Source organism: Corynebacterium sp. CCUG 69979, assembly GCF_024454095.1.
Classification (GTDB): Bacteria; Actinomycetota; Actinomycetes; order Mycobacteriales; family Mycobacteriaceae; genus Corynebacterium; species Corynebacterium genitalium.
The window spans coordinates 50669-72972 of sequence record NZ_JAGPZA010000010.1 but is presented as its reverse complement, the minus strand read 5'-3'; the positions used below and the strand labels follow the sequence as shown (position 1 = coordinate 72972).

21 protein-coding genes are annotated in these 22304 nt (G+C 62.3%); 8 read left to right on the top strand and 13 right to left on the bottom strand.

Annotated elements, in window-relative coordinates:
- Positions 1-61: 61 nt before the first annotated feature.
- A complete protein-coding gene (locus KBX18_RS07255) occupies positions 62-397 on the top strand; it encodes a PLD nuclease N-terminal domain-containing protein (protein ID WP_005291246.1) in 336 nt (111 codons plus the stop codon).
- A 10-nt stretch (positions 398-407) separates the two neighbouring features.
- Here the strand turns inward: KBX18_RS07255 and manA are convergent, their stop codons facing one another.
- The 3 genes from manA to KBX18_RS07240 all read right to left on the bottom strand — a co-directional run bounded on the left by manA (position 408) and on the right by KBX18_RS07240 (position 4228).
- A complete protein-coding gene (gene manA, locus KBX18_RS07250) occupies positions 408-1682 on the bottom strand; it encodes a mannose-6-phosphate isomerase, class I (RefSeq protein WP_255995443.1) in 1275 nt (424 codons plus the stop codon).
- Positions 1682-3154: a glyceraldehyde-3-phosphate dehydrogenase gene (locus KBX18_RS07245; protein ID WP_255995442.1), complete on the bottom strand. Its 1473-nt coding sequence runs from the start codon at positions 3152-3154 to the stop codon at positions 1682-1684. Before KBX18_RS07245 ends, manA begins: the two co-directional genes overlap by 1 nt.
- Positions 3155-3226: 72 nt before the next feature.
- Complete coding sequence (locus tag KBX18_RS07240; protein ID WP_255995440.1) at positions 3227-4228, bottom strand: 3-hydroxyisobutyryl-CoA hydrolase; 1002 nt, start codon at positions 4226-4228, stop codon at positions 3227-3229.
- Positions 4229-4262: 34 nt separating this feature from the next.
- On the opposite strand from KBX18_RS07240, the gene KBX18_RS07235 reads away from it, so the two are divergent.
- Positions 4263-5075 (top strand): HAD family hydrolase, encoded by an 813-nt coding sequence (locus tag KBX18_RS07235; RefSeq protein ID WP_255995439.1) that lies wholly within the window; start codon positions 4263-4265, stop codon positions 5073-5075.
- Between the two features lie 3 nt (positions 5076-5078).
- Positions 5079-5636 carry a DNA-3-methyladenine glycosylase gene (locus KBX18_RS07230; protein ID WP_255995438.1) on the top strand — a complete coding sequence of 186 codons (558 nt, stop codon included), beginning with the start codon at positions 5079-5081 and terminating at the stop codon, positions 5634-5636.
- Here the strand turns inward: KBX18_RS07230 and ppk2 are convergent.
- Positions 5633-6505 carry a polyphosphate kinase 2 gene (ppk2, locus tag KBX18_RS07225; protein ID WP_255995437.1) on the bottom strand — a complete coding sequence of 291 codons (873 nt, stop codon included), beginning with the start codon at positions 6503-6505 and terminating at the stop codon, positions 5633-5635. The two genes, KBX18_RS07230 and ppk2, sit on opposite strands and share 4 nt — an antisense overlap.
- Positions 6506-6584: 79 nt before the next feature.
- Positions 6585-6908: a putative quinol monooxygenase gene (locus KBX18_RS07220; RefSeq protein WP_005291270.1), complete on the bottom strand. Its 324-nt coding sequence runs from the start codon at positions 6906-6908 to the stop codon at positions 6585-6587.
- A gap of 71 nt (positions 6909-6979) precedes the next feature.
- Here KBX18_RS07220 and KBX18_RS07215 point away from each other — a divergent pair, with 71 nt between their 5' ends.
- From KBX18_RS07215 to KBX18_RS07205, 3 genes are read left to right on the top strand one after another with little or no spacing between them, the layout of a single operon-like run.
- Positions 6980-7738, top strand: coding sequence for a LamB/YcsF family protein (locus tag KBX18_RS07215; RefSeq protein WP_005291273.1), 759 nt, complete (start codon positions 6980-6982; stop codon positions 7736-7738).
- A complete protein-coding gene (locus tag KBX18_RS07210; RefSeq protein ID WP_255995434.1) occupies positions 7735-9288 on the top strand; it encodes an urea amidolyase family protein in 1554 nt (517 codons plus the stop codon). Before KBX18_RS07215 ends, KBX18_RS07210 begins: the two co-directional genes overlap by 4 nt.
- Positions 9289-9293: 5 nt before the next feature.
- Positions 9294-11045, top strand: coding sequence for a biotin carboxylase N-terminal domain-containing protein (locus KBX18_RS07205; RefSeq protein WP_255995433.1), 1752 nt, complete (start codon positions 9294-9296; stop codon positions 11043-11045).
- A 7-nt stretch (positions 11046-11052) separates the two neighbouring features.
- On the opposite strand, the gene KBX18_RS07200 is transcribed toward KBX18_RS07205, so the two are convergent.
- The gene (locus KBX18_RS07200) at positions 11053-11844 is read right to left on the bottom strand and encodes a putative hydro-lyase (protein ID WP_370687236.1); all 792 of its coding nucleotides are present in this window, start codon (positions 11842-11844) and stop codon (positions 11053-11055) included.
- Positions 11823-13070: an NRAMP family divalent metal transporter gene (locus KBX18_RS07195; RefSeq protein WP_255995430.1), complete on the bottom strand. Its 1248-nt coding sequence runs from the start codon at positions 13068-13070 to the stop codon at positions 11823-11825. The genes KBX18_RS07200 and KBX18_RS07195 overlap by 22 nt, the downstream gene beginning before the upstream one ends.
- 103 nt (positions 13071-13173) lie before the next feature.
- Here KBX18_RS07195 and KBX18_RS07190 point away from each other — a divergent pair, with 103 nt between their 5' ends.
- On the top strand, positions 13174-13989 hold the full coding sequence (locus KBX18_RS07190; protein WP_255995429.1) for a TraB/GumN family protein: 816 nt from the start codon (positions 13174-13176) through the stop codon (positions 13987-13989).
- A gap of 30 nt (positions 13990-14019) precedes the next feature.
- On the opposite strand, the gene KBX18_RS07185 is transcribed toward KBX18_RS07190, so the two are convergent.
- The 5 genes from KBX18_RS07185 to KBX18_RS07165 are packed head-to-tail and all read right to left on the bottom strand — an operon-like array spanning position 14020 to position 19671.
- A complete protein-coding gene (locus tag KBX18_RS07185; RefSeq protein WP_255995427.1) occupies positions 14020-15822 on the bottom strand; it encodes an ABC-F family ATP-binding cassette domain-containing protein in 1803 nt (600 codons plus the stop codon).
- Between the two features lie 12 nt (positions 15823-15834).
- Complete coding sequence (locus tag KBX18_RS07180) at positions 15835-16785, bottom strand: 4-(cytidine 5'-diphospho)-2-C-methyl-D-erythritol kinase (protein ID WP_255995425.1); 951 nt, start codon at positions 16783-16785, stop codon at positions 15835-15837.
- Entirely contained in the window at positions 16785-17636 is an 852-nt protein-coding gene (rsmA, locus tag KBX18_RS07175) for a 16S rRNA (adenine(1518)-N(6)/adenine(1519)-N(6))-dimethyltransferase RsmA (RefSeq protein ID WP_255995423.1), read from the bottom strand. The genes KBX18_RS07180 and rsmA overlap by 1 nt, the downstream gene beginning before the upstream one ends.
- Before the next feature lie 11 nt (positions 17637-17647).
- Positions 17648-18790, bottom strand: a complete 1143-nt coding sequence (locus tag KBX18_RS07170) for a resuscitation-promoting factor (protein WP_255995422.1) — start codon at positions 18788-18790, stop codon at positions 17648-17650.
- Between the two features lie 29 nt (positions 18791-18819).
- Entirely contained in the window at positions 18820-19671 is an 852-nt protein-coding gene (locus tag KBX18_RS07165; RefSeq protein WP_255995421.1) for a TatD family hydrolase, read from the bottom strand.
- Positions 19672-19694: 23 nt separating this feature from the next.
- Here KBX18_RS07165 and KBX18_RS07160 point away from each other — a divergent pair, with 23 nt between their 5' ends.
- A complete protein-coding gene (locus KBX18_RS07160) occupies positions 19695-20084 on the top strand; it encodes a DUF3806 domain-containing protein (RefSeq protein ID WP_005291296.1) in 390 nt (129 codons plus the stop codon).
- Positions 20085-20431: 347 nt separating this feature from the next.
- On the opposite strand, the gene metG is transcribed toward KBX18_RS07160, so the two are convergent.
- On the bottom strand, positions 20432-22300 hold the full coding sequence (gene metG / locus KBX18_RS07155) for a methionine--tRNA ligase (protein WP_255995419.1): 1869 nt from the start codon (positions 22298-22300) through the stop codon (positions 20432-20434).
- Positions 22301-22304: the final 4 nt, after the last annotated feature.

The following is a 22304-nucleotide window of genomic DNA, read 5'->3' as shown; positions in this document are numbered from 1 at the left end:
CATCAGTTGATGATGTCGCTGTACGAGACGTTCACTTTCCCGAAAGGAAATCCTCCCTCTCATGTTCAACGAATCTGTCCACCTTTTCGCCCAGACCTACAGCGAGTACGGCACCACCACCGACGTGGTCATCCCCGAAGGCTTGCTCATCGGTTTGGGAATCGCCAGCCTGATCTCCTTCATCGTGTGGCTCTGGGCGGTCATTGACTTCGCCCGCACCAAGCCGATGGATAGCACCTCGAGGATCATCTGGTTGGTCGCCCTTCTCTTCGCTGGCATCTTCGCCGCGCTGGTTTGGCTGCTGTGGGGCCGCCGGAACAAAGACAAGTGGCGGGCTAACGATGTCACCCAGACTGCACCGGGCGGACCGAGCGCTCCGGGCGGCTACCAGTACTAGTAGCTGGCTGCTAGTCGAACTCGGCCGGGTCGATTGACCCGGCTTTCGTTATTTCTCCAGGTGCAATTTCGAAGAACCGGGCACCAGACCCTGGGGTGGTCTCTACGTGAATGAGCCCCTCATTCGCGCCAATGAAGACGGCTTCACCCGGGGCCAGCTCCAGCGGCGAGGATGCCTCAGTCGCAATGGTCAGGGTGCCTTCCACCACCAGGACGATGGTTGGTTCCCCGCCGTCGATGCGGACCAATGTGCCGTTTTCTTCTTCGTCGTCAGTTTCGTCGAAGTAGCGGGTGACCCGGAAATCCGGGATGCCAACGTCGAAGTTGCGCGTGTACAGGCTGAGTGTTTCTGTGGCCTTGCCGTGGAAGGTGGGGTCCTCCAGCGGCGTGAACTCCAGAATGCTCAGCAGTTCTGCCTGATCGATGTGCTTGCTGGTCAATCCGCCGCGCAGCACATTGTCGGAGTTGGCCATCACTTCCACACCGAGGCCGCTGATGTAGGCGTGTAGGTTACCGGCCGGCAAGAAAAGCCCGTCACCTGTGTCCAGCTCGACGTGGTTGAGCAAGAGCGCGGCGAGGATGCCCACATCGCCGGGGAACTGCTCCCCAATGAACTCCAGGTTCCGGGCGATGGTGATCAGTTCCGCGTCATCCGTCTCACCGTCAGCGAGGGCTTGCGCCCGCTGAACGACAGCGTTGGCCAACGGGGCAGGGTCATCCAACGACAGCCACCCCTCCAGCACCGTGTGCAGGCGTTGTTCCTCGCTCATCGTTTCGTCGGCGAGAACCTCTTGGGCGGGGTTAAGCGCCGGGAGCGTAAGAACGTCGATAAGCGCCCGGGTTTTGGCCACCGGGCGGAATCCTGCGAGCGCACGGAACGGAGACAGCGCGATGAGGATCTCCGGCTTGTGGTTGTCGTCCTTGTAGTTACGTGCGGGCGCGTCCACGGGGATGCCGGCGGCGTTCTCCCATGCGAAACCCTCCCGCGCCTGCGCAATGGACGGGTGCGCCTGGATGGACAGGGGCTGCGCGGCCGCGAGAATCTTCACGAGGTACGGCAACGTGCCGGAGAAAGTCTCCGCGCACTGCGGGCCGAGAATCCCCGCGGGGTCGGCGGCGATGACAGCATCGAGCGGGCCGGCGTCGGTCAAAGACGGCGCGCTCGGGTGCGCACCGAACCATAGCTCGGCTTCCGGTTTGCCTGAAGGTTCGCGGTTCTGCAGCGAAGCAATGCTGGAGTCATCGCCCCAGGGATAATGTTGCAGCTGCCCTGTCAGTTTGAGCACTAGCGGATGTCCTGCGGATCCTTGCGCTCCGGCAAGATCTTCGGGCGTACGCCCGCGATCTCCTCGACGATGCGCACAACCTGGTTGGAGTAGCCGAACTCGTTGTCGTACCAGACGTAGAGCACCAAGTGGTTGCCGGTGGCGATGGTGGCCAACCCGTCCACGATGCCGGCGTGGGTGGTGCCCACGAAGTCGGTGGAAACAATGTCCGGGGACTGGATGTAGTCGATCTGCTGGCGCAGGTCCGAGTCAGTGGACACGCGACGCAGGTAGTTATTCACGTCGTCCTTGTTCACCTCGGAATCCAGATCGAGGTTGAGCACAGCCATGGACACATCCGGGGTAGGAACGCGGATGGCGTTACCGGTGAGCTTGCCCTCAAACTCCGGCAGCGCCTTGGACACGGCCTTGGCTGCACCGGTCTCGGTGAGCACCATGTTCAGACCGGCGGCGCGGCCGCGACGGGCACCCTTGTGGAAGTTGTCAGCCAGGTTCTGGTCATTGGTGTAGGAGTGGACGGTCTCAACGTGGCCGTGCTTGACCCCCCAGCGGTCACCAACGACCTTGAGCACTGGCGTGATCGCGTTCGTGGTGCACGACGCTGCGGAGAGCACGCGGTCCTGCTCGGAATCGTCGATCATGTCGTGGTTCACGCCGTAGACAATGTTCTTCACGTCGCCCTTGCCCGGCGCGGTCAGCAGCGCGCGGGCAACACCCTTTGAGTCCAAGTGGCGGGACAGACCGGCACGGTCACGCCAGCGGCCGGTGTTGTCCACAACGATTGCGTCGTTGATGCCGTAGGCGGTGTAGTCGATCGCACCCGGATCATCGGAGTAAATCATCTGGATTGGGGTGCCGTTAGCCCAGATGATCTCGTTCTCACGATCGACGGTGATCGTGCCGTTGAACGCGCCGTGGACGGAATCGCGGCGCAGCAGGGACGCGCGCTTGACGATGTCGTCGTCGCCCTTCTTACGCACGACCACGGCACGCAGGCGCACGCCGCCGTACTGGGCCTCACGCGCGATAAGGATGCGGGCGAGCAGGCGACCGATGCGGCCGAAGCCGTAGAGGACCACGTCGCGCGGGACGCGGTGGCTGTCAGCACCGATGACTTCCGCCAGCTCCTCCTCGAGGAAGGTGCGCAGCTCCACTCCCTCGGTGCGGCTGTAGTTCTTGGCCAGACGGCCTAGATCGATGGACGCAGTGCCCAGGTCCATCGTCGACAGCTCACGCAAAATCGGTAGGGTCGCGTCCAGCGGAAGCTCGCGGGCGACCACGCGGCGGGCGTAGCGGTGGGCCTTGATGATCTCAATGTCTGTCATTCCCACCAGAATGCGGCCGTAGATCGATGTCACAGCGTTGTTCTCGCGGTGGAGCTTACTGATCAGCGGCAGCATTTCCTGGGCGAGCTTCAGCTTGTTGTTCCAGTCCTCGGTCAGGTTCTGGGGCTGCCCTACGGCTTCCGTCACGTCTGCGTCCTTCCTTACATTCTCTACATGCGTTAGTGCTTCAGCTGGCCTGCTCACAGGCCACTAAGTGACTTAGTCTAGTACTTCCCTGTACCGCTCCGGCCCTGGCTCCGGGGCGAAGTCCGCATCGTTGGACTTATCCACCAGCACAGCGCGTACTCCTTCGAGGAAATCCGGCTCGCGGCGGATCTTCAACCCCAACCTCTCTTCGTTGTCGAGACTGCCCTTCAGATCGTGCTTGGCGTTAGCGTCCATCAACTCCGCCGAGGCGACCAATGATGCCGGTGAGGCCTGCTTCAGCAGCGGGTTGGCCAGCTCGCCGAGCTCACCAGTCAGCTGCTCACGGATGTGAGACCAGGGGCCGGTGAAAGTGCCGTCGACAAGCGAATAAATGCTCTCGATCTCCGCTTCGCCGTGCTCCATGCCCATCGCGTCGAGCGCACCGGCCCCCTCGTTGATCACGCGCTCCGCGACACCGTCGAGCGATTCAACGAGGTGCGTGGCCAGGCCCGTGGCCATCATGTCGTTCGCTGTGAGGCGGTACCCCGTAAGTGCGAGGAACGTGCCCAGACCCTGCGACGGGTGCTTCGGCAGGTTCTGCAGCATCCAGCTCATACCCACATCGGTGAAATAGCCGATGTTCATCTCCGGCATCGAGCTGAATGCATCGGGGGTGACTACGAAGTGGCTGCCGTGTGCAGACAGGCCCAAACCGCCACCCATGACCACTCCGGAGATGAGTGAGATATACGGCTTTGGAAATTCGGAGATGAGGTAGTTCATCTCGTATTCGCGGCGGAAAAACTCGTCGACGCCGTCGTGGTTGCCGGCCATGATCTGCTCGCGCGCGTACCGCACATCGCCGCCCGCACAGAAGTGCTTGCCGCTCGATTGAACCAGCACTTGCTCAATCGCGTCGTCCTCGCGCCAGGCGCGCAACGCATCGATGATCGGGTAGAGAATGTCCGGGTTCAGCGAGTTCAGCGCCTTCGGCCGGTGGAGCGTGACCACTCCGGTAGACTGAATCACATCGATTTTCACTGGTTGCGTCGCATTTTCGTTGCTTTCACTCATGAAACCAGTGTTCCATACCCTACAAAGGACTGCTATGAGCTTTCCCCGCATCGTTGCTTTGGACATGGACGGCACGCTCGTCGACCCGGACGGCAACATTCCCGACGAATTCTGGCCGCTGCTGGGGCGTGCCCAGGACGCTGGGATGATCATCGCCCCCACGTCGGGCCGCCAGCTGGCCACACTGCAGACAATGTTCGACGGCCGCGGACTGGAGACGTTCATCGCCGAAAACGGCGCCGTCGTGTGGCACCGCGGAGAGATCGTCTCGACCAAGCCGATGTCCCTGGACACCGTCACCTCGATCCTCGACGCTGTCCGCGAGAGCGACACCGCCATTCACCCCGTCGTGTGCATGCCCGAGTACGCCTACGTTGCCGAGGCCATGCCGCAGTGGGTACAGGAGGAGACGGACAAGTACTACGTGTCGCAGCGTGCGGTTGGTTCGCTTATCGACGCTGCACGGACCGACTCCAACCCCACCACCAAAGTGTCCCTGTTCGTGGAGTCCAATGCCGAAGACGACGGCGTTCCTCTTATTGAGAAAGCAGCCCCCGGTGTGAACGCGGCGGTCAGCTCCGAGCACTGGCTGGACATCATGTCCGACGATGCCAACAAGGGTGCCGCGCTGACGTCACTCGCGGAATCGCTGGATGTCGACATCGCCGACACTGCCGCCATCGGTGACTACCTCAACGACACGTCCATGCTCGAAGCTGCTGGCACCGCCGTGGCGATGGGAAACGCGCACAGCGACCTGAAAGCCATCGCCGACGAGATCACCGGCACCAATGCGGAGCACGGTGCTCTCAACGCAATCCGTAGGTGGCTGGAGGCCAACGACTAGAAAATGATCGATTTCACCGCACCCGCTGACGTTGTCGGCCCACAGTTGCTTGGCTGCCTGATCACCCACAACGGCGTGACAATCCGGCTGACAGAGGTGGAGGCTTACCTCGGCGAGGAGGATGAGGCCGCACACACCTACCGTGGAAAGACCCAGCGTAACGCTGCCATGTTCGGTGAGCCGGGCCGGCTCTACGTCTACCTCTCCTACGGCATCCACTTGAACGGAAACATTGTCTGCGCTCCGGAAGGCACAGGCCAGGGATGCCTCATGCGTGGTGGTGAGGTTGTAGAGGGGGTCGACGTGGCGCGGGAACGTCGACAAGCGAAAGGCAATACTGTCGTCGACGAGAACCTTGCGCGCGGACCCGGAAATTTGGGGCAGGCGCTGGGGCTGTCCCTGCCCGACAACGGCACCCCCGTCCAGTTGACCGAACGCGATGAAGAACCAGAGTGGGAGTCTGGGCCGCGTGTGGGCATCAGCAAAAACGTCGATGCCCCCTACCGCTTCTGGATCCCCGGCGACCCGACCGTGAGCAAGTTCCGGGGAAAGAAACGCTAGTTCTTCTTGCCCTTCTTGTCGCGCTCCAAGTCGGCAGCGACATCGGGGACGTAACGGAACTCCTCGCGCGGTGGCCGCTCATAGTTGCTGGAGGCGGGCCGCTCCGGGATCTCAGGGAGGTCGAGTGCAACGTCCTCGTACGGGATCGAGGCCAGCAGATGCGAGATGACGTTGATGCGCGAGCGCTTCTTATCTTCGCTCTCCACCGTGTTCCACGGCGCCTCTGGGATGTCGGTGTGGACGAACATCTCGTCTTTCGCGCGGGAGTACTCCTCCCACTTCGTGATGGATTCCAGATCCATCGGTGACAGCTTCCACTGGCGCAACGGGTCTTCGCGGCGGGACTGAAAACGCGCAATCTGCTCTTCATCGGAGACAGAGAACCAGTACTTGCGCAGCAAGATCCCGTCCTCGACCAGCAGGCGTTCAAAGATCGGCGCTTGGTGGAGGAAACGGCGGTACTCGTCCGTCGTGCAGAAACCCATCACGCGCTCAACACCGGCGCGGTTGTACCAGGAGCGGTCAAAGATGACGATCTCACCAGCCGCAGGCAGGCGCTCGATGTAGCGCTGGAAGTACCACTGCGTCTGCTCGCGCTCCGTCGGCTTAGGCAATGCCTCAATGCGGCACACCCGCGGGTTGAGGTACTGGGTAATGCGCTTGATCGCCGAGCCCTTGCCAGCGGCGTCGCGACCCTCCATCACGATGACGATACGGGCACCCGTGGCAACGACCCACTGCTGCAACTTCACCAGCTCGGCCTGGAGCCGCAGCAGCTCTTTCTCATAAGCCTTCTTCGCCAGCTTCGGGGGCTTGGTGTATTCCTCTGCTTTGGAATCTCGGGCTTCGGAATTGATGTCGGAACTCATGGGCTTTCACCGTAGTCCCGGCTGTGAGATACCTGGCAACCGGGGTCGCCCCGGCAGGCGGAGGGGTGATTCCCCCCAGCTAGTTCACCTTGAACTCAGCCATCTCGTCCCACTCGGTCTTGCCTTCGATCAGGGTGTTGATGATCTCCGGGGTCTCCTCCAGAATCTTCGGGAACAGCTCCTGTGCGGCCTTGAAGTGATCAGAGGTGACGTGGGCCTCGGCGGCATCGTCCTGGAACGCCTCGACGAGGATGTACTCGCCAGGCTGGTCGGTGTTGCGGTACCACTCGAAGAACAGGCATCCGGCCTCGTTGCGGGACGCATCAGTGAAGTCGGCGACCAGTTCGCGGAAGTTCTCGGTGTTTTCGGGCAAGGGCTTGAAACGGACATTGATGAGGATCATGAGTCCCAGTGTAGAGCGGCTCACTACACTGGGAAGAACTACTTTCGACGAACTGGAAAGCGTGGTGCACCGTGAGCGAGCACATCGACCTCAACGCCGACCTTGGCGAGACGACGGCGGGTAACCCCGTCGCCGACGACGCAGCCATGCTGGAGATGGTCTCCAGCGCCAACGTGGCTACAGGTTTCCACGCGGGTGATCCGCATTCCATTAAAGGGACGCTTGTCGACGCGAAAAGAAGCAACGTGACCGTCGGCGCCCACATCGCCTACAAGGACCCGGCCGGTTTCGGACGTCGTTTCATCGACTACGACCCAGCCGAGCTGGCTGACGAGACTTTGTACCAAATTGGCGCTCTTGACGCACTGGCCCGTGCGCAGGGATTGGAGGTCCGTTACGTCAAGCCGCACGGTGCGCTGTACAACACCATCGTTCACCACGACAAGCACGCCCAAGCCGTGATCGACGGCATCAAAGCCTTTGGGGATCTCCCAGTCATGCTTCTGCCTGGCGGCGCCGCGGTGGACATCGCAGAAAAGGCTGGCCTGCGGGTGATCCGTGAAGCCTTCGCGGACCGCGGGTACAACCCGGACGGCACTTTGGTCTCCCGCCGCGAACCGAACGCTGTGATGACGGATGCCCAACAGGTGGCTGAGCGCGTGTTGCAGGTCGCCTCAACCGGTGCCGTCACTGCCATCGACGGCAGTATCGTCGACGTTGCTGCGGAATCGGTGTGCGTGCACGGCGACTCCCCCGGCTCTGTTGAGTTGACCCGCAGCGTTGTGGCGAAGCTGCAGGACGAAGGCATTGAGATCAGGAGCTTCCTGTGAGCGGCACCATTAAACGCGACATCAAGCGCGTGGGCACGCGCGGACTCATGGTCGACCTAGTCAGCCTCGAACAGGTCATGGATTTCTACGCGGCCTTAAGCACCGAGCCTCTCGAGCGCCAAACCGACGTCATCGCCGGCGCCCGCACCGTGCTGGTCACCTTTGATTCCACCTCGGCGGCTACAGCAGCAGCCGAATTCCTCCGCGACTTCGAACCCGAGGCGGCAGGAAGCAAGGAATCCCGCGAGATCGAAATTGAGGTTTGCTACGACGGCGCAGACCTCGACGAACTAGCTGAACACCTGGGCAAGACCCGCGACGAACTCATCGAATGGCACACCTCCACCGTGTGGAAGGCCGGGTTTGGCGGATTCGCTCCCGGATTCACCTACTGCGTCCCTGAAAACGAGGCAGACGCACTCGACGTGCCACGCCGCTCATCCCCCCGTACTGAGGTCCCAGCCGGCGCCGTCGCATTGGCTGGTGACTTCTCCGCCGTTTACCCGCGCACCTCACCAGGCGGGTGGCAGCTCATCGGCACGACCACGACACCGATGTGGGACTCCACCGCTGAGCCTCCGGCGTTGGTCAGCCCTGGGGATACGGTGCGCTATGTCAGCGTCGAAAAGCTTGCGCACGAGCAAGAGACCAGCCACTTCGAGCTGGACACTCCCCCGCGCATGCCGCTGTTCACTGTGGACGATGCTGGACTGCAGACGCTCTACCAGGACCTGGGCAGGCAGGGCAACGGCAGCCTCGGCGTGACCACGTCCGGATCGTCGGACCGTGCGTCCGCGCGCATTGCGAACGACGTGGTGGGCAACAAGCGCAACGCGACTCTCCTGGAAAACATCGGCGGGCTGACTATGACGGCGCTGACGGAAACCGTCGTGTGCGTCACCGGTGCCGACACCGACGTGTTCGTGGGCCAGAGGTCGTTCCCACTCGCCACCCCGATCATTGTGCCGGCCGGTGCGCAGCTCGTTGTCGCCCCACCCCGGGTGGGCATGCGCTCTTATATCGCTGTGCGCGGCGGGCTCATCGCCGATACCGAGTTGGATTCCGCCGCGACCGACCTGCTCTCCGGGCTCGGCCCCGCACCGATCCAGGCTGGCGACACCGTTTCCGTGTCGCTGAAGAAGCCGGACACTGCGAACGCCCTGTTGTCCAACCCACTGCGCGTCACCGCTGACACCGCGACCGTGCGCTGCGTGCTCGGCCCGCGCGATGACTGGTTCAGCACAGATGAAGTCGAGCGTTTCTTTGACACGACTTTCACGGTGACCGGCGAATCCAACCGCGTCGGCGTGCGCCTAGAAACAGACGAACCGCTGCAGCGTGATCGCAGTGGCGAACTTCCCTCAGAAGGCATGGTGGCCGGCAGCGTGCAAATCCCGCCCAGCGGCCAGCCCGTCGTGTTCCTGCGTGACCACGCAGTGACCGGTGGCTATCCCGTCATTGCCACCGTGATCAGTGAAGACGTCGACATTGCCGCGCAACTTTCCCCTGGCTCCACCATCCGCTTCGAACGATACAGCGAAAGAGATTAACTACCATGACCACTCCTGCACCTCAGACATCCTTGAAAGCGGTGCTCATTGCCAACCGTGGGGAGATCGCGGTCCGCATCGCCCGCGCGGCGCGCGACCTGGGCATCCGATCCATCGCGGTCTATTCCGACGCTGACACCGGCGCGCTGCACACGCTCGTTGCCGACGAGGCCTACCGCCTGCCCGGCAATAGCGCTTCCGAGACGTACATGAACGTCCCGGCACTGATCTCCCTGGCGCATAAGGTCGGAGCAGACTGCATCCACCCCGGTTACGGCTTCCTGTCGGAGAACTCTGACTTCGCCCGTGCAGTTGTTGACGCTGGCCTGACTTGGATTGGCCCCACTCCCGAGTCGATCGAACTGCTCGGCGACAAGATCGCCGCTCGCCGCGTCGCAGTGGAGGTTGGCGCGCCGCTGGCCCCAGGCACCGAAGATCCGATCGGCGACTGGGAGGAGGCCCGCGCCTTCGCGGAAGAACACGGCATGCCGATTGCCATCAAGGCTGCTTACGGCGGTGGTGGACGCGGTTTGAAGGTCGTCCACGACGAGTCCGACATCGAGGACGCTTTCGCATCTGCCGGCCGCGAAGCTAAGGAAGCTTTCGGCCGTGCGGAATGCTACGTGGAGAAGTTTCTCACCCACCCGCGCCACGTTGAAGCTCAGGTGCTTGCCGACACCCACGGCAACGTCGCAGTGTTAGGAACCCGAGACTGCTCGACGCAACGCCGGTTCCAGAAACTCATCGAGGAAGCCCCCGCCCCCTTCCTCACCGACGAGCAGCGCACCGGCATCGAGGACGGTGCGCGCGAGATTTGCCGCGCAGCGAACTACGTCGGCGCGGGAACCGTCGAGTACATCGTGTCCGAAGACGGCACCGTGTCCTTCCTGGAGGTGAACACCCGCGTGCAGGTGGAGCACCCCGTCACGGAGGTGGTCACAGGCGTGGACATCATCGCTGAGCAGTTCCGCATCGCTGACGGCCAGGAGCTGTCCTTCGGTGGGGACCCGGAGATCACCACTCACGCCTTCGAGTTCCGCATTAACGCCGAGGACGTCACCAACGGTTTCGCACCTGCGCCGGGCACCGTCACGCGTTTCGACGTCCCCACCGGCCCCGGCATTCGCGTCGACTCTGGGGTGTGGACAGGCAGTGAGATCCCCGCCTACTACGACTCGCTGATGGCCAAGCTGATTGTCACCGGCCCGAACCGCGACGCGGCTCTGGCGCGCTCCCGCCAAGCCCTGAAGGAATTCACCATTGAGGGAGTGCGCACCGTGTTGCCGTTCCACCGCGACATGGTGGATGCTCCGGAGCTCAACGGCGATTCTCTGGATATCTACACCGACTGGGTGGACGGCAATTACTCCCCCAGCGCCAACCACGAAACGGCCGATATCGAGCACATTTACGACGAGCGGGAGACCGTCGTCATCGAAATCGACGGGCGCCTGCACCAGATCGGCTTCCCCCGCAGCTTGCTCCGCGGCGGCGCCACTGGCGAGTCACTTTCTTCCGCCGCGGAGAATACTGCTGGTAGCGGCGGTGAAGGGGCTGTGACGGTGAAGTACGAGTCGACCATCGTGAAGTGGATGGTCAGCGACGGCGACACCGTGGAAAAGGATCAGCCGCTGGCCACCGTCGAGGCCATGAAGATGGAATCCACCATCAAATCCCCGACCGCCGGCACGATCTCGCTCTCCGCGTCGGAGAAGGACCGTGTGAAGGCGGGAACGACGATCGCAACGATCGCCTAAGCCCTCTTTACGGAACCTGGTAGGACCGGTCCGGAATATCAGTGATGAGCATCTTGCCCGGGGCATGGCAGATGGCCAGCTCCGGCTTGGAACTCATCACGACGGACTGCGGAGTCACGCCGCAACCCCAGAACACTGGGATAGTGCCGGCGGGGATGTCCACGGGGTCGCCGAAATCGGGTGCCCCAAGATCCTTAATGCCGATCGCCGCCGGGTCGCCGACATGGATCGGCGCACCATGCACCGCTGGATAGCGCGAAGTGACCCGCACAGCGTCCGCGACGCGGTTAGCAGGGATCGGGCGCATAGACACCACCATCGGCCCGCCGAAGACCCCAGCTGGCTCCGTCTCGAGGGTGGTTAGGTACATGGGCACATTGCGCCCTTGCTCAATATGCGCGACTGGAATTCCCTCGGCAATGAGGGCGTCTTCGAATGTGAATGAGCAGCCGATGAGAAATGCCACCGTGGAGTCGGTCCAGTAGCCGGTGGCGTCGGTGATTTCGTCGATAAGCACACCGTGCTTGTAGATCCTGTACGCCGGAATATCCTTGCGAATGTCGCCGCCGGCCATGAGCTCGGAATTTAGTTGGCCTGCCTCGAGAACGCCGAGCACCGGGCACGGCTTCGGGTTGCGCTGAGCGAACAGCAAGAAGTCGAAAGCGTACTTCTGGTCAACCGCAATAAGGTTCGCCTGCGCGTAGCCGGGCGCCCACCCCGCGGTGGTGCCCACGTCGTGGGTGCGGAAGTAGTCCCGCGCGCGGGCGGGATCCTTTTCTACGCCCACAGTGCTGCCAATCCGGAGAGTGAGCGGAAGCCCATGCAGAAGGTTCCTGCGAGCACAATCACTCCTATGACCTTCATCCACACCGGGTAGTTGTATCCCTTGAGTAGATCCTTGCGGAACAGCGCGGTCCACATGACCACGGCAAAACCGATCGGCAGGATAAGCCCGTTGAAGGCACCAGCGAAGATGAGCAGTTTCTGCGGCGCAGTGCCAAGGAGGAGGAACAGGATCGTGCATACCACGATGAACGCCACCGTGAGCCAGTTGCGCAGCTTCACATCTGTCTTCTGCGTGGTCACGAATGTCAGCGAAGTGTAGGACGCACCGATCACCGACGACAGGCCCGCCGCCCACAGCACCAGACCGAAGGCACGAAGCCCGAACTCTCCGGCGGCCTGGTAGAAAGCATCGGCGGCCGTATTGTCCTTGGATAGCACCACGCCGGTAGCAACCACGCCGAGCACCGCGAGGAAGAGAAGCACACGCATGATGCCGATCACCACGATGCCCAGCACAGATGCATTCGAAATATTCTTGATATTCTCCACACCGGTCTGGCCCGAATCAATGATGCGGTGGACACCGGCGAAGGTGATGTAGCCGCCGACCGAGCCGCCGATTAGCGTGACGATGACTGCAAAGTCCACTTGCTCGGGGAGGACCGTCTGCTTCAACGCATCTCCGACGGGCGGCTGGGAGACAATAGCGACGTACAGCATGAGCAGGATCATGATCGCGCCGAGGCCCACAACAATGCGGTCCAGCGCAACACCTGCGCGTTTGGACAGGAAGATCAATACGGCGATCACCGCTGAGATCCCGCCGCCGATCTTCGGGTCAAGGCCGAGCATGGCATTCATTCCCAGCCCTGCACCGGCGATGTTGCCGATATTGAAGATCATGCCGCCTGCGAAGACCAGTAACGACATCACCCATCCCAGCCCGGGAATCACCGAGTTGCCGAGCTCGTTAGCACGCAGCCCCGAGATACCGAGCACGCGCCACACATTCAGCTGGATCGCGATATCCACGAGAATGGAGATGAGAATCGCGAACGCGAAAGCAGCGCCCAACCGGACGGTGAACACACTGGTCTGGGTGAGAAAGCCCGGGCCGATCGAGCTGGTCGCCATGAGGAACACAGCGCCGATAACGGAGCCGACGCCCTTGGGTGCCTCCACTTTTCCGTTATTAGAGGTCTCAACCTCTGCCTTGGTGGAGCCGTCCTGAGTAGTCATCGGGCCCTCCTTTCCTAGGGAGAAAATTTGCGATTAGTTTAAGGCGTGAACCTACCCTTGCGGACCCGAATGCCGGGAATCGGGGTCCGCTACCCTCAATCTCATGAGCTCATCCACACCGTTCGCTGATTCTCTCTTCTGGTCGCTCAGGTCACCGGAGGGAAAAGAATCCTTTCTCTTCGGAACCCTCCACGTCATCGACGACACGAAGATCGCGTTGCCGGTGAGCGAGCTCGAACAGATCCTCAAGAGCAAAGAGGCACTGTTCGTTGAGATCAACCCCCACGACCTTGATGATCTGCGGAAGCAGGGGCTCGAACAACTCGGCAGCGAAACTGAGATGAGCCAGAAAACTGCATCCGAAACCCTTTCCTCAGATGACATGGACAGGTTGCAGAGTCTGCTGAGCTCGTCCCCTCGCCTCTCCCCCATGAAAGACCACCTCGAACACTTGCCAGCGGGAGCACTCGCGCAGCTGGTCAGAGTGGAAACCCAGCTCCGTTCGCAGTTTTTCGACGAGGGCACGTTCGAACCTGAAACTCACTTCGTCGACGTTGCAATGAAGGAAGAGATTCCGGTTGAATCCCTCGAAAGTGTCGAAGAGCAATTTGCACACATGCACGAAAACGAGGACCTCGCGGAAGCGTTAGACGAGTACTACGCGGACGACGCATTCGACATGTTTGAGCGTTATGTAGAGCAAAACTTGCTACTGGTTCGGGACAAGGACCTGAACTCGCCCGCCATGGTTGAGCGCAACAGCGCCCTGGCCAGCAAGCTGGACGTCGCGCTGTGCGACAAAGAAGGATTGGTTCTCGTCGGCGCCGCCCACCTACCGCTCGATCATGGCGTGTTAGCGAGCCTGGCACGCGCGGGATGGACAGTGCGAAAGGTCGAGCTGCCCGTCGAGCGACGCTAAGTCAGCGCGTTCTCGACAACGTTGAGAGCTTTAACCCTCGAGCATTTCTCCCAGCTCAAGCCACTCGAGCTCGAGTTCTTCGCGCTGTCCGCGCAGCTGCGCGACCTCACCCGTCTTGGCTCCGATGGCCTCGAAATCGGGGGCATCCTCCTGCGACATCGCCGTGATCTGCGCCTCCAACGCGGCCACCTGCTCGTCGAGCTTCTCCATTTTGCGGTCGAGCGATTTCATCTTCTTCGACAGCTCGCGGCGTTCCTGCGGTGAGACGCCAGCCGGCTTCTCCGCAGCCTTCGGCTCGTTCTGTCCCAGGTTGAGAACGCCCGAGTCCTGCTCCATTGCTTTTCTGCGCTCCAGGTACTGCTCAATCCCACCCGGCAAATTCGTTAAGTCACCGTCACCGAAAAGGGCGTACGTGACATCAGCGATGCGCTCGATGAGGTAGCGGTCGTGGGAAATCACCACGAGCGTCCCCGGCCACGAGTCGAGCAGGTCCTCGAGTTCCTGGAGGGTGTCGATGTCGAGGTCGTTGGTTGGCTCGTCGAGAAGCAGCACGTTCGGCTCGCTCATGAGCACACGCGTCAGTTGCAGGCGACGGCGCTCGCCACCGGAGAGATCCCCGACGGAGGTGCGTTGACGTTTGGGTGAGAACCCGAGGCGTTCCGCCAGCTGGGAGGCAGATAGCTCCTTCTTGCCTAGGGTGATGTAGGTGGCCACGTCTTCGACTGCGTCGATAACCCGGCGGGTCGGGTCAAGGTCGTCGATCTCTTGGCGTAGCCATCCAATACGGGTCGTCTGACCTTCAACGCGGCGGCCTGCAGCGAGGGGGTAATCGTCTGCCAACGCGCGCAGCAGCGTCGTCTTGCCGGATCCGTTCACGCCGACGAGACCGATCCTCTCCCCCGGCGCGAGACGCCACGTGAGATGGTCCACAAGGGTTCGCCCGTCAGGAGCGTCAATACGTGCGTCCTCGAGCTCGATCACAACGCGGCCCTGGCGCTGCTTAGAAAACGCCATGAGCTCGACCGTGTCGCGCGGGGCAGGAACGTCCGCAATGAGTGCTTCCGCCGCCTCGATGCGGTAGCGCGGCTTCGACGTGCGCGCCGGCGCACCGCGGCGCAACCACGCAAGCTCTTTGCGGGCGAGATTCTGGCGGCGCTGTTCAATCGCGTCGGCCTGGCGGGCGCGCTCGGCGCGGGCGAAGGTCCAGTCGTTGTATCCGCCCTCGTAAACGTCGACTTTGCCGTCATGGACTTCCCAGGTCAGGGTGGCCACTGTATCCAGGAACCAGCGGTCGTGCGTGACCACCACGATGCCGAGTTTGCGCTTCATCAAATGGTCAGCGAGCCACTGCACACCTTCCACATCGAGGTGGTTTGTCGGCTCATCGAGCACCACCAAATCGAGATCACGCACGAGCGCAGCGGCGAGGTTCACGCGGCGACGCTCACCACCCGATAAATGCCCCACGGGTGTATCCAACCCGAGTTCAGCCACACCGGTGCCGGCAAGCACCTCGCGGACCTTTGCGTTCGACGCCCACTCGAAGACCTCCAACCCAAGCGGCTCCACAACTGCCTGGCCAACGGTCATCTCATCTGGCAGATCGAAACGCTGCGTCACCACCGCCATCCGCAGATCGTTCGTGTGGGACACGCGCCCCTCGTCTGGCGGCTCGATGCCGGTGAGCACCTCCAGCAGCGTGGTCTTGCCGCCGCCGTTGAGACCGACAACACCGATGCGGTCGCCGGTTTGAACGCCGAGAGAGACTCCATCCAAGAGCGTTTTCAGCCCCCACGTCTTGGACACATTTTCCAGGTTGATCAGGTTAGCCATGATGTGGCCATTCTAGAGAAGAGCTGCACCACCGACGGGACCCTGTGCGGCGAAACCTTCAATGTTTCCGTGCGCCGTGAGCTTATCGACGACGCGCAGCGCCACCGCCTGATCCTCACACAGCGCGGCAATTGTCGGCCCGGATCCAGACACCATTGCTCGGATTGCACCAGCGTCTTCGGCATCGTGGATGATCTGCTGCAATGACGGCCGCAACGCCAGGGCCGCCGGTTCAAGATCGTTGTGCATCGCCGCGCCGACCTGGTGAGGGTCGCCAGAAAGCAGCGCCCGGGAAATGAGTGCGGTGTCCGTGTGCGGGACCATCGAAGCGTAGGTGAAGCGCAGATCGTCGAGCTTCTCGAAGACCTTTCCAGTCGACAGCCCCACCTGCGGGTTGAGAAAAGCGAACCAGTAGGAGCCGCGGCACATCATCGGTACGAGGCTGTCCCCGCGGTCCGTGCCCAACGCGACGCCGCCCATCGCAGCAAACGGCACGTCTGCCCCGAGGGCCTTCAATACGTTGTCTCGATCTTCCGGCTCCACTGTGTACCCGTAGTGGAGCAACAGGGCCTCAGCAGCGACAACCGCGGCAGCCGCATCGGCGGAGCCACCGGCCATGCCACCTGCGACGGGGATGGTCTTATCTACCTCAATCCGCACCGGCGGCAGATCAGCCCCCTCTGCGTCTCCGGCCACGCCAGCCAGCGCCTCCACCGCGCGCCAGGCCAAGTTACGCGGGGTGTCCACATCTTCGTCGGGTTCTTCGACATGGAAGGTCGTGCTGATCGACGCCTCCTCCGCCGGCGTCAGGGTGACTGTCTCCGGCCTGTCGACGGCCATGAACACTGTGGACAACTCGTGGTACCCGTCGGCCCTTGCTTCCCCCACACCAAGGTGGAGGTTCACTTTCCCGTGCGCACGGCCCGAGAACGATTCCGTGAACAGTGGAACTGCAGGTGACATTAGTCAGTCACCTCCGCAAGCTGGACAAAGTCCTCCACGGAGAGCTTCTCACCGCGCAGCCCCGGGTCAATGCCCGCTGCCCGCAAGGCTTCCTCTGCAGCCGGGCCAGATCCGTAGACCCCGGTCAAACACGCACGAAGGGTTTTGCGGCGCTGGGCAAATGCGGCGTCGATAAGCGGAAAGACCTGGGGCCGCAGCGAGCGTTCGAATGTTTCGTTCACATCAATGCGTACAAGCCCTGATTCGATGTTCGGTGCAGGCCAGAAGACGTTCTTGCCGATCGTCCCCGCCTTGCGCACATCCCCATAGAATGACGCTTTAACGCTGGGCACGCCATAAATTTTCGAGCCAGGGTCGGCCGCGAGACGCTCCGCCACTTCAAGCTGGACCATGACCAGCACGCGGCGGATGCTGGGAAACTCCTCAAGCAGGTGAAGGAGCACGGGCACCGCCACGTTGTACGGCAGGTTTGCCACCAGCGCCGTCGGCTCTCGGTCGAGGTCGGCGTGGGACACCGCGAGTGCATCCATGTTGAACACGGTGAGCTTGTCGTCGTCGCTGCGCTCGGCGACAGTTTCCGGCAATTTGGTTGCCAGCCGCGGATCGATTTCGACAGCGACGACGTGATTCGCAACGTCGATAAGCCCCAGCGTGAGCGAGCCCAAACCCGGTCCGACTTCGAGAACCGTCTCAGCAATCCCTGGTTCCTCCAGGTCAGCGGCAGCGACGATCCGACGGACCGTATTCGGGTCGTGCACGAAGTTCTGCCCCAACTTCTTCGTTGGAGAGACCTCGAGCTCCTCAGCCAACGCGCGGATCTCCGCGGGGCCAAGCAGCTGGGAAGTAGTCATGCCCTCCGAGACTAGCGGATACCCAGCGATGCGGTGCACGCTGGCCACGCGCCCCAACCCTGGGCAGCCTGGACCTTCTCAGCGACGGCAATCTGCTGCTCGCGGGTCGCCTGGTCAGCCGTCGGAGCATACTGGCCGCCACCGTAAGCGGACCACGTGGACGCCGCGAACTGCAGGCCACCGTAGTAGCCGTTACCTGTGTTGATGGACCAGTTTCCGCCGGACTCGCACTGTGCGATGGAGTCCCACACGGAACCGCCAGCGACTGCCGGTGCGGACGCGCCCGTGTTGCCGCCCGCCTGCTGCTTGCCGCGGGCAATCACAGCGGGACGTGCCTTGCGGGTCTCCTCGCGCTTGAGCACGTCATCGGACTCGACCTTGCCGTTCACGGTGACCAGGCGGCGGGTGACCTTGCGTTCGCCCTTCTCGCCCTTCTCGCGGACCTTCTCTTCACCCGGCGCAAGGCTGTCATCGTCGACGTACGTCGGATCCGCCTCGAACTCCTCGGTGGCGGTGCGCTGGGTGATGTCCACGCGCTCAATCTTGACGGCCATATCCTCGGTCACCGGGGTGTTCAGGCTCGGGGTGACGCGGTCGTTAGAGTCGATGACCACGCCGCGGGCCGCCAACAGCTCGGCGACAGTGCGCGCCGGGGCGGAGGTGTAGGTCGTCTTGCCGCCGTCGGTAATGGAGACGATCTTCGGAGAGGTCACGTCGATCGTCATGCCGTCCTCGACGCGCTGGTCGGCGGAGTAATCGTGAGCGGAGCCACCGGCGACGCCGGGCATCTCGCCCAAGAAGTCATTCACCGTCGCAGCCGTGGTGGTGACTTGCTGCACCTGGCCGCCGTCGATGCGTACACCCACCGGCTTCGCCGTGCGCACGGTCACGGTGTCACCGTTGGACAGCGACTCGCCCGGTGCCGGGTGCACCAGATCCTGGTCGCCGACATCCACGCCGGCAGCCTCCAGCGCGCCGTCGACACTGCCCGCGAAGGTGTTCAGTTCCGTCTCCTCTCCATTGAGGTCGACGGTGATTGTTTTCTGAGCTGCGGCAGCAGTGGTCGCACCACCAATGACGACAGCTCCGATAGCGCCAGAGGCGATCACTGCACGGGTGGTGGAGTTCTTATTGATCCGACGATGACGTGACATGGAAGATAACAGTACGATAACTTCCCGTGTTAATCAAGCGAGTTCGCAGGTTGAAGCAGCCGGTCAAAAGTGCCCCTGACCTCATGCGCCAATTCAGACACATCAACCCCACGAGCCTCAGCCACAACGCGCGCAGTATGACCAATCAGGGCTGGTTCATTCCGCGCGCCTCGGAACGGCTCGGGCGTCATGTACGGTGCATCAGTCTCGATCAACACCTGCCCCACCGGTGCTTCGGCAGCAGCCTGACGCAATTCCTCATTGCGCTTGAACGTGACATTGCCGGCAAACGACAAAACGTGCCCGCGCTCGATCGCCTCCCGCGCCACGTCGAGAGGTGAAGAGAAGCAGTGCAGCATCACGTGCTTCGGCTGCGGCGAATCCGCGAGGATGCGCATCATGTCGTCGTCGCCCTCGCGGTTATGGATCATCAAGGTCTTGCCCGTGTCGCACGCGAGCTGGATGTGCCACCGAAACGCCTCCTCCTGCACCTCGAGCGGGGCGGTGCGCTCCGGGTCATGTTTAAGCCAATAGGTGTCCACACCGGTCTCCCCCACCGCTACGCAACGCTCGTCGCGGGCCATGTCTGCCAACCGTTGGCGTGCGTCGTCGTCAAGCTCATGCGCTCTTGTCGGGTGAATTGCACACGCCGCGAACACGCGCTCATTGAAGTGGGCAGCCTGCAAAGCCAGCTCCGCTTCCTCCAACCCGTCACCGACGGTGCACATCCGTTCCACACCAGCGCCGACCGCCCTTGCAACGATCGCGTCGACCTCCTCGCGGGTGCGGGCATTGCAGGAGGCGAGGTGCGTGTGGGCATCAATAAGCCCAGCGATTCCTTCGGCTGGCACAGGCGTAGGGCGCGGTTTCTTCTTGGACATACCTCCGAGCCTATATTGGGGGCATGTTCACCGACATCGACGATGCCACCCGCGCCCACATCGACCGCGACCTCGCCGAAGCAGCGGTCGCCGGAATCAACGGCTCCATCAGCGACATCGTGGCCAGCTTCGAAGAAACCCTCGGCGAATACCTCGCACTCGACCCCGACCTGCAGCGCGCCTACCCGCGCGGCGACACCGCCCGCATCTTCGGCACCGCGCTCGGCGACGCCTTCATCCGCGAGCACGGTTTCCAATGGCAGATGCTTAACGACGACTACGGCACCGACCTCGTCGTCGCCTCCCCCAGCCGCGACATGTACACCGCGCCCCTCGTCGTGGTGGATACCCGCTTCGAAGATGACGAAACAGGGAAACTGACTGCGTTCATCGCGCAGTTCTTGGGCGAGTAGGGCTGGAAGGGGGTCTGGCCGGTCTGGATGGTCTGGCCGGTCTGGATGGACCCTCTCCCGGCCCGCTTGCGGAAAAGTTGACGAGCTCGAGTGCGAGTTGGCAGCTCAAACCGTTCTGACCTGCGCTAATGGCTCTAGACAGAAAACCAGTTTGTCAACTTTTCCGCACGGGCGCCCTGGCGGTCCCAACTCGAAGCACTTCAAACTCCCGCTGCAAACGTTGACAAACTCGATTTCGATCTACTCCCCTAAAAGGCTCTGACCTGCGGGGACTGTTCTAGACAGGAATCGAGTTTGTCCTCTTTTGCAAGATCGAGCCCAGCAGGGGTTACCCGGGCCCGAGCCCGCTACTGCACCGGTGCCCACTCGGGGCCGGTCCCGCCGAGCTCCGGGTCGAGCTTCGCAATGAGGGGTTGCGGCTTCTCCAAAGGAGTGCCCGGCACAACGTCGACGCGGGACCAGGTTGCCTGCTGCTGTTCGTAGTCACCTGTGATCACCGGGTAGGTCTGGCCGATTTCGGGCAGGCCGACACCGATGAGGTTCATGCCAGCATCGTCATGCTCGGCGTTATCCACGACCTCCTCCACGCGCGGGGATGCGGCCCACACACCGTCGCGGCCGAGAGTCTCGTGCACCTTTTGAGCGGTGTGCGGCAGGAAAGGGGTCAGCATCGCATTGCAATCGGAGACGACTTGGAGGGCGGTCCAGAGGACCGTCGACAAGCGCTCGCGCTGAGACTCGTCCTTGGCCAGCTTCCATGGCTCCTGCTCCGCGATGTAGGCGTTGGCCTCGCCGACGACGTGCATGATTTTGGTGATGGCGTTCTTAAAGTGGGCCTCACCAAGCTCCGCGCCGGCCTCGCCGAACGTGCGGGCAGCCAGGTCGAGAATGCGCTGATCCGACTCGTTCCACGCCCCCGGCTGCGGCACCTCGCCGAAGTTCTTGTGCGCCATGGACACGGTGCGGTTGACCAGGTTGCCCCAGCCGTTCGCCAGCTCGTTGTTGATGCGGCGGACGAACTCGTCCCACGTGAAGCCAGTGTCGTTGTTCTCCGGGCCAGCCACGGCAATGAAGTAGCGCAGCGGGTCAGGTCCGAACTCCGCCAGGAAGTCCTTGACATAGATGACCACGCCCTTGGAGGAGGAGAACTTCGAGCCGGACATGGTGAGGAACTCCGAGGACACAACCTCAGTGGGGAGGTTCAGTGTGCCCAGACGGTGCTCCTGGCCGCCCTTCGTGCCCTTACCTGCATATCCCAGCAGCTCACCGGGCCAGATCTGGGAGTGGAACGTGATGTTGTCCTTGCCCATGAAGTAGTAACCGCGCGTGGCCGGGTCCTGCCAGAAATCCTTCCAGGCGTCCAGGTTGCCCGAGCGGGCAGCCCACTCGATAGAGGCGGACAGGTAGCCGATAACCGCATCGAACCACACGTAGAGCTTCTTGCCTGGGTCGTTCTCCCAGCCTTCGACAGGAACGGGGATGCCCCAGTCGATGTCGCGAGTCATGGAGCGCGGACGCATGTCCTCGAGCAGGTTGAGCGAGAACTTCAGCACGTTGGGGCGCCAGTCTTGGCGCGCCTCGAGCCACTCCTTGAGGGCATCGCCTAGTGACGGCAAGTCCAGCATGAAGTGCTCGGTCTCAACGAACTCCGGTGTTTCACCGTTGATCTTAGAAACCGGATTGATCAGGTCGACTGGGTCGAGTTGGTTTCCGCAGTTGTCGCACTGGTCGCCGCGGGCATCGTCTGCACCGCAAATCGGGCACGTGCCCTCGATGTAGCGGTCCGGCAAGGTACGGCCCGTCGACGGGGAGATCGCGCCTTTGGTCGTCTCCTTGATCATGTACCCGTTGTCGTACAAGCCCTTGAACAACTCCTGCACCACCGCGTAGTGGTTACGGGTGGTGGTGCGGGTGAACAGGTCGTAGGACAAACCCAAACCGGCCAAGTCCTCGACGATCTGGCGGTTGTAGCGGTCCGCCAGCTCCTTGACCGTCACGCCTTCCTTGTCCGCTTGGACGAGCAGCGGCGTGCCGTGCTCGTCGGTGCCGGACACCATGAGCACGTTGTTTCCCGCCATGCGCTGGTAGCGCGCGAACACATCGGAAGGGACGCCGAAGCCGGCGACGTGGCCGATGTGGCGTGGCCCGTTTGCATAGGGCCACGCCACGCACACGAGGACATTTTCGGAGGTGGCGTTGTTCGGGGAGACAGTCATACGC

Bases quoted from the DNA above. Each gene is read 5' to 3' on its own strand.
- KBX18_RS07235 (WP_255995439.1), top strand. From the start codon at position 4,263: ATGAGCTTTCCCCGCATCGTTGCTTTGGACATGGACGGCACGCTCGTC.
- KBX18_RS07255 (WP_005291246.1), top strand. From the start codon at position 62: ATGTTCAACGAATCTGTCCACCTTTTCGCCCAGACCTACAGCGAGTAC.
- ppk2 (WP_255995437.1), bottom strand. From the start codon at position 6,505: ATGAGTTCCGACATCAATTCCGAAGCCCGAGATTCCAAAGCAGAGGAA.
- KBX18_RS07195 (WP_255995430.1), bottom strand. From the start codon at position 13,070: ATGACTACTCAGGACGGCTCCACCAAGGCAGAGGTTGAGACCTCTAAT.
- KBX18_RS07230 (WP_255995438.1), top strand. From the start codon at position 5,079: ATGATCGATTTCACCGCACCCGCTGACGTTGTCGGCCCACAGTTGCTT.
- rsmA (WP_255995423.1), bottom strand. From the start codon at position 17,636: ATGACTACTTCCCAGCTGCTTGGCCCCGCGGAGATCCGCGCGTTGGCT.
- KBX18_RS07165 (WP_255995421.1), bottom strand. From the start codon at position 19,671: ATGTCCAAGAAGAAACCGCGCCCTACGCCTGTGCCAGCCGAAGGAATC.
- KBX18_RS07190 (WP_255995429.1), top strand. From the start codon at position 13,174: ATGAGCTCATCCACACCGTTCGCTGATTCTCTCTTCTGGTCGCTCAGG.
- KBX18_RS07160 (WP_005291296.1), top strand. From the start codon at position 19,695: ATGTTCACCGACATCGACGATGCCACCCGCGCCCACATCGACCGCGAC.
- KBX18_RS07240 (WP_255995440.1), bottom strand. From the start codon at position 4,228: ATGAGTGAAAGCAACGAAAATGCGACGCAACCAGTGAAAATCGATGTG.
- KBX18_RS07185 (WP_255995427.1), bottom strand. From the start codon at position 15,822: ATGGCTAACCTGATCAACCTGGAAAATGTGTCCAAGACGTGGGGGCTG.
- KBX18_RS07205 (WP_255995433.1), top strand. From the start codon at position 9,294: ATGACCACTCCTGCACCTCAGACATCCTTGAAAGCGGTGCTCATTGCC.
- metG (WP_255995419.1), bottom strand. From the start codon at position 22,300: ATGACTGTCTCCCCGAACAACGCCACCTCCGAAAATGTCCTCGTGTGC.
- KBX18_RS07180 (WP_255995425.1), bottom strand. From the start codon at position 16,785: ATGTCACCTGCAGTTCCACTGTTCACGGAATCGTTCTCGGGCCGTGCG.
- KBX18_RS07170 (WP_255995422.1), bottom strand. From the start codon at position 18,790: ATGTCACGTCATCGTCGGATCAATAAGAACTCCACCACCCGTGCAGTG.
- KBX18_RS07220 (WP_005291270.1), bottom strand. From the start codon at position 6,908: ATGATCCTCATCAATGTCCGTTTCAAGCCCTTGCCCGAAAACACCGAG.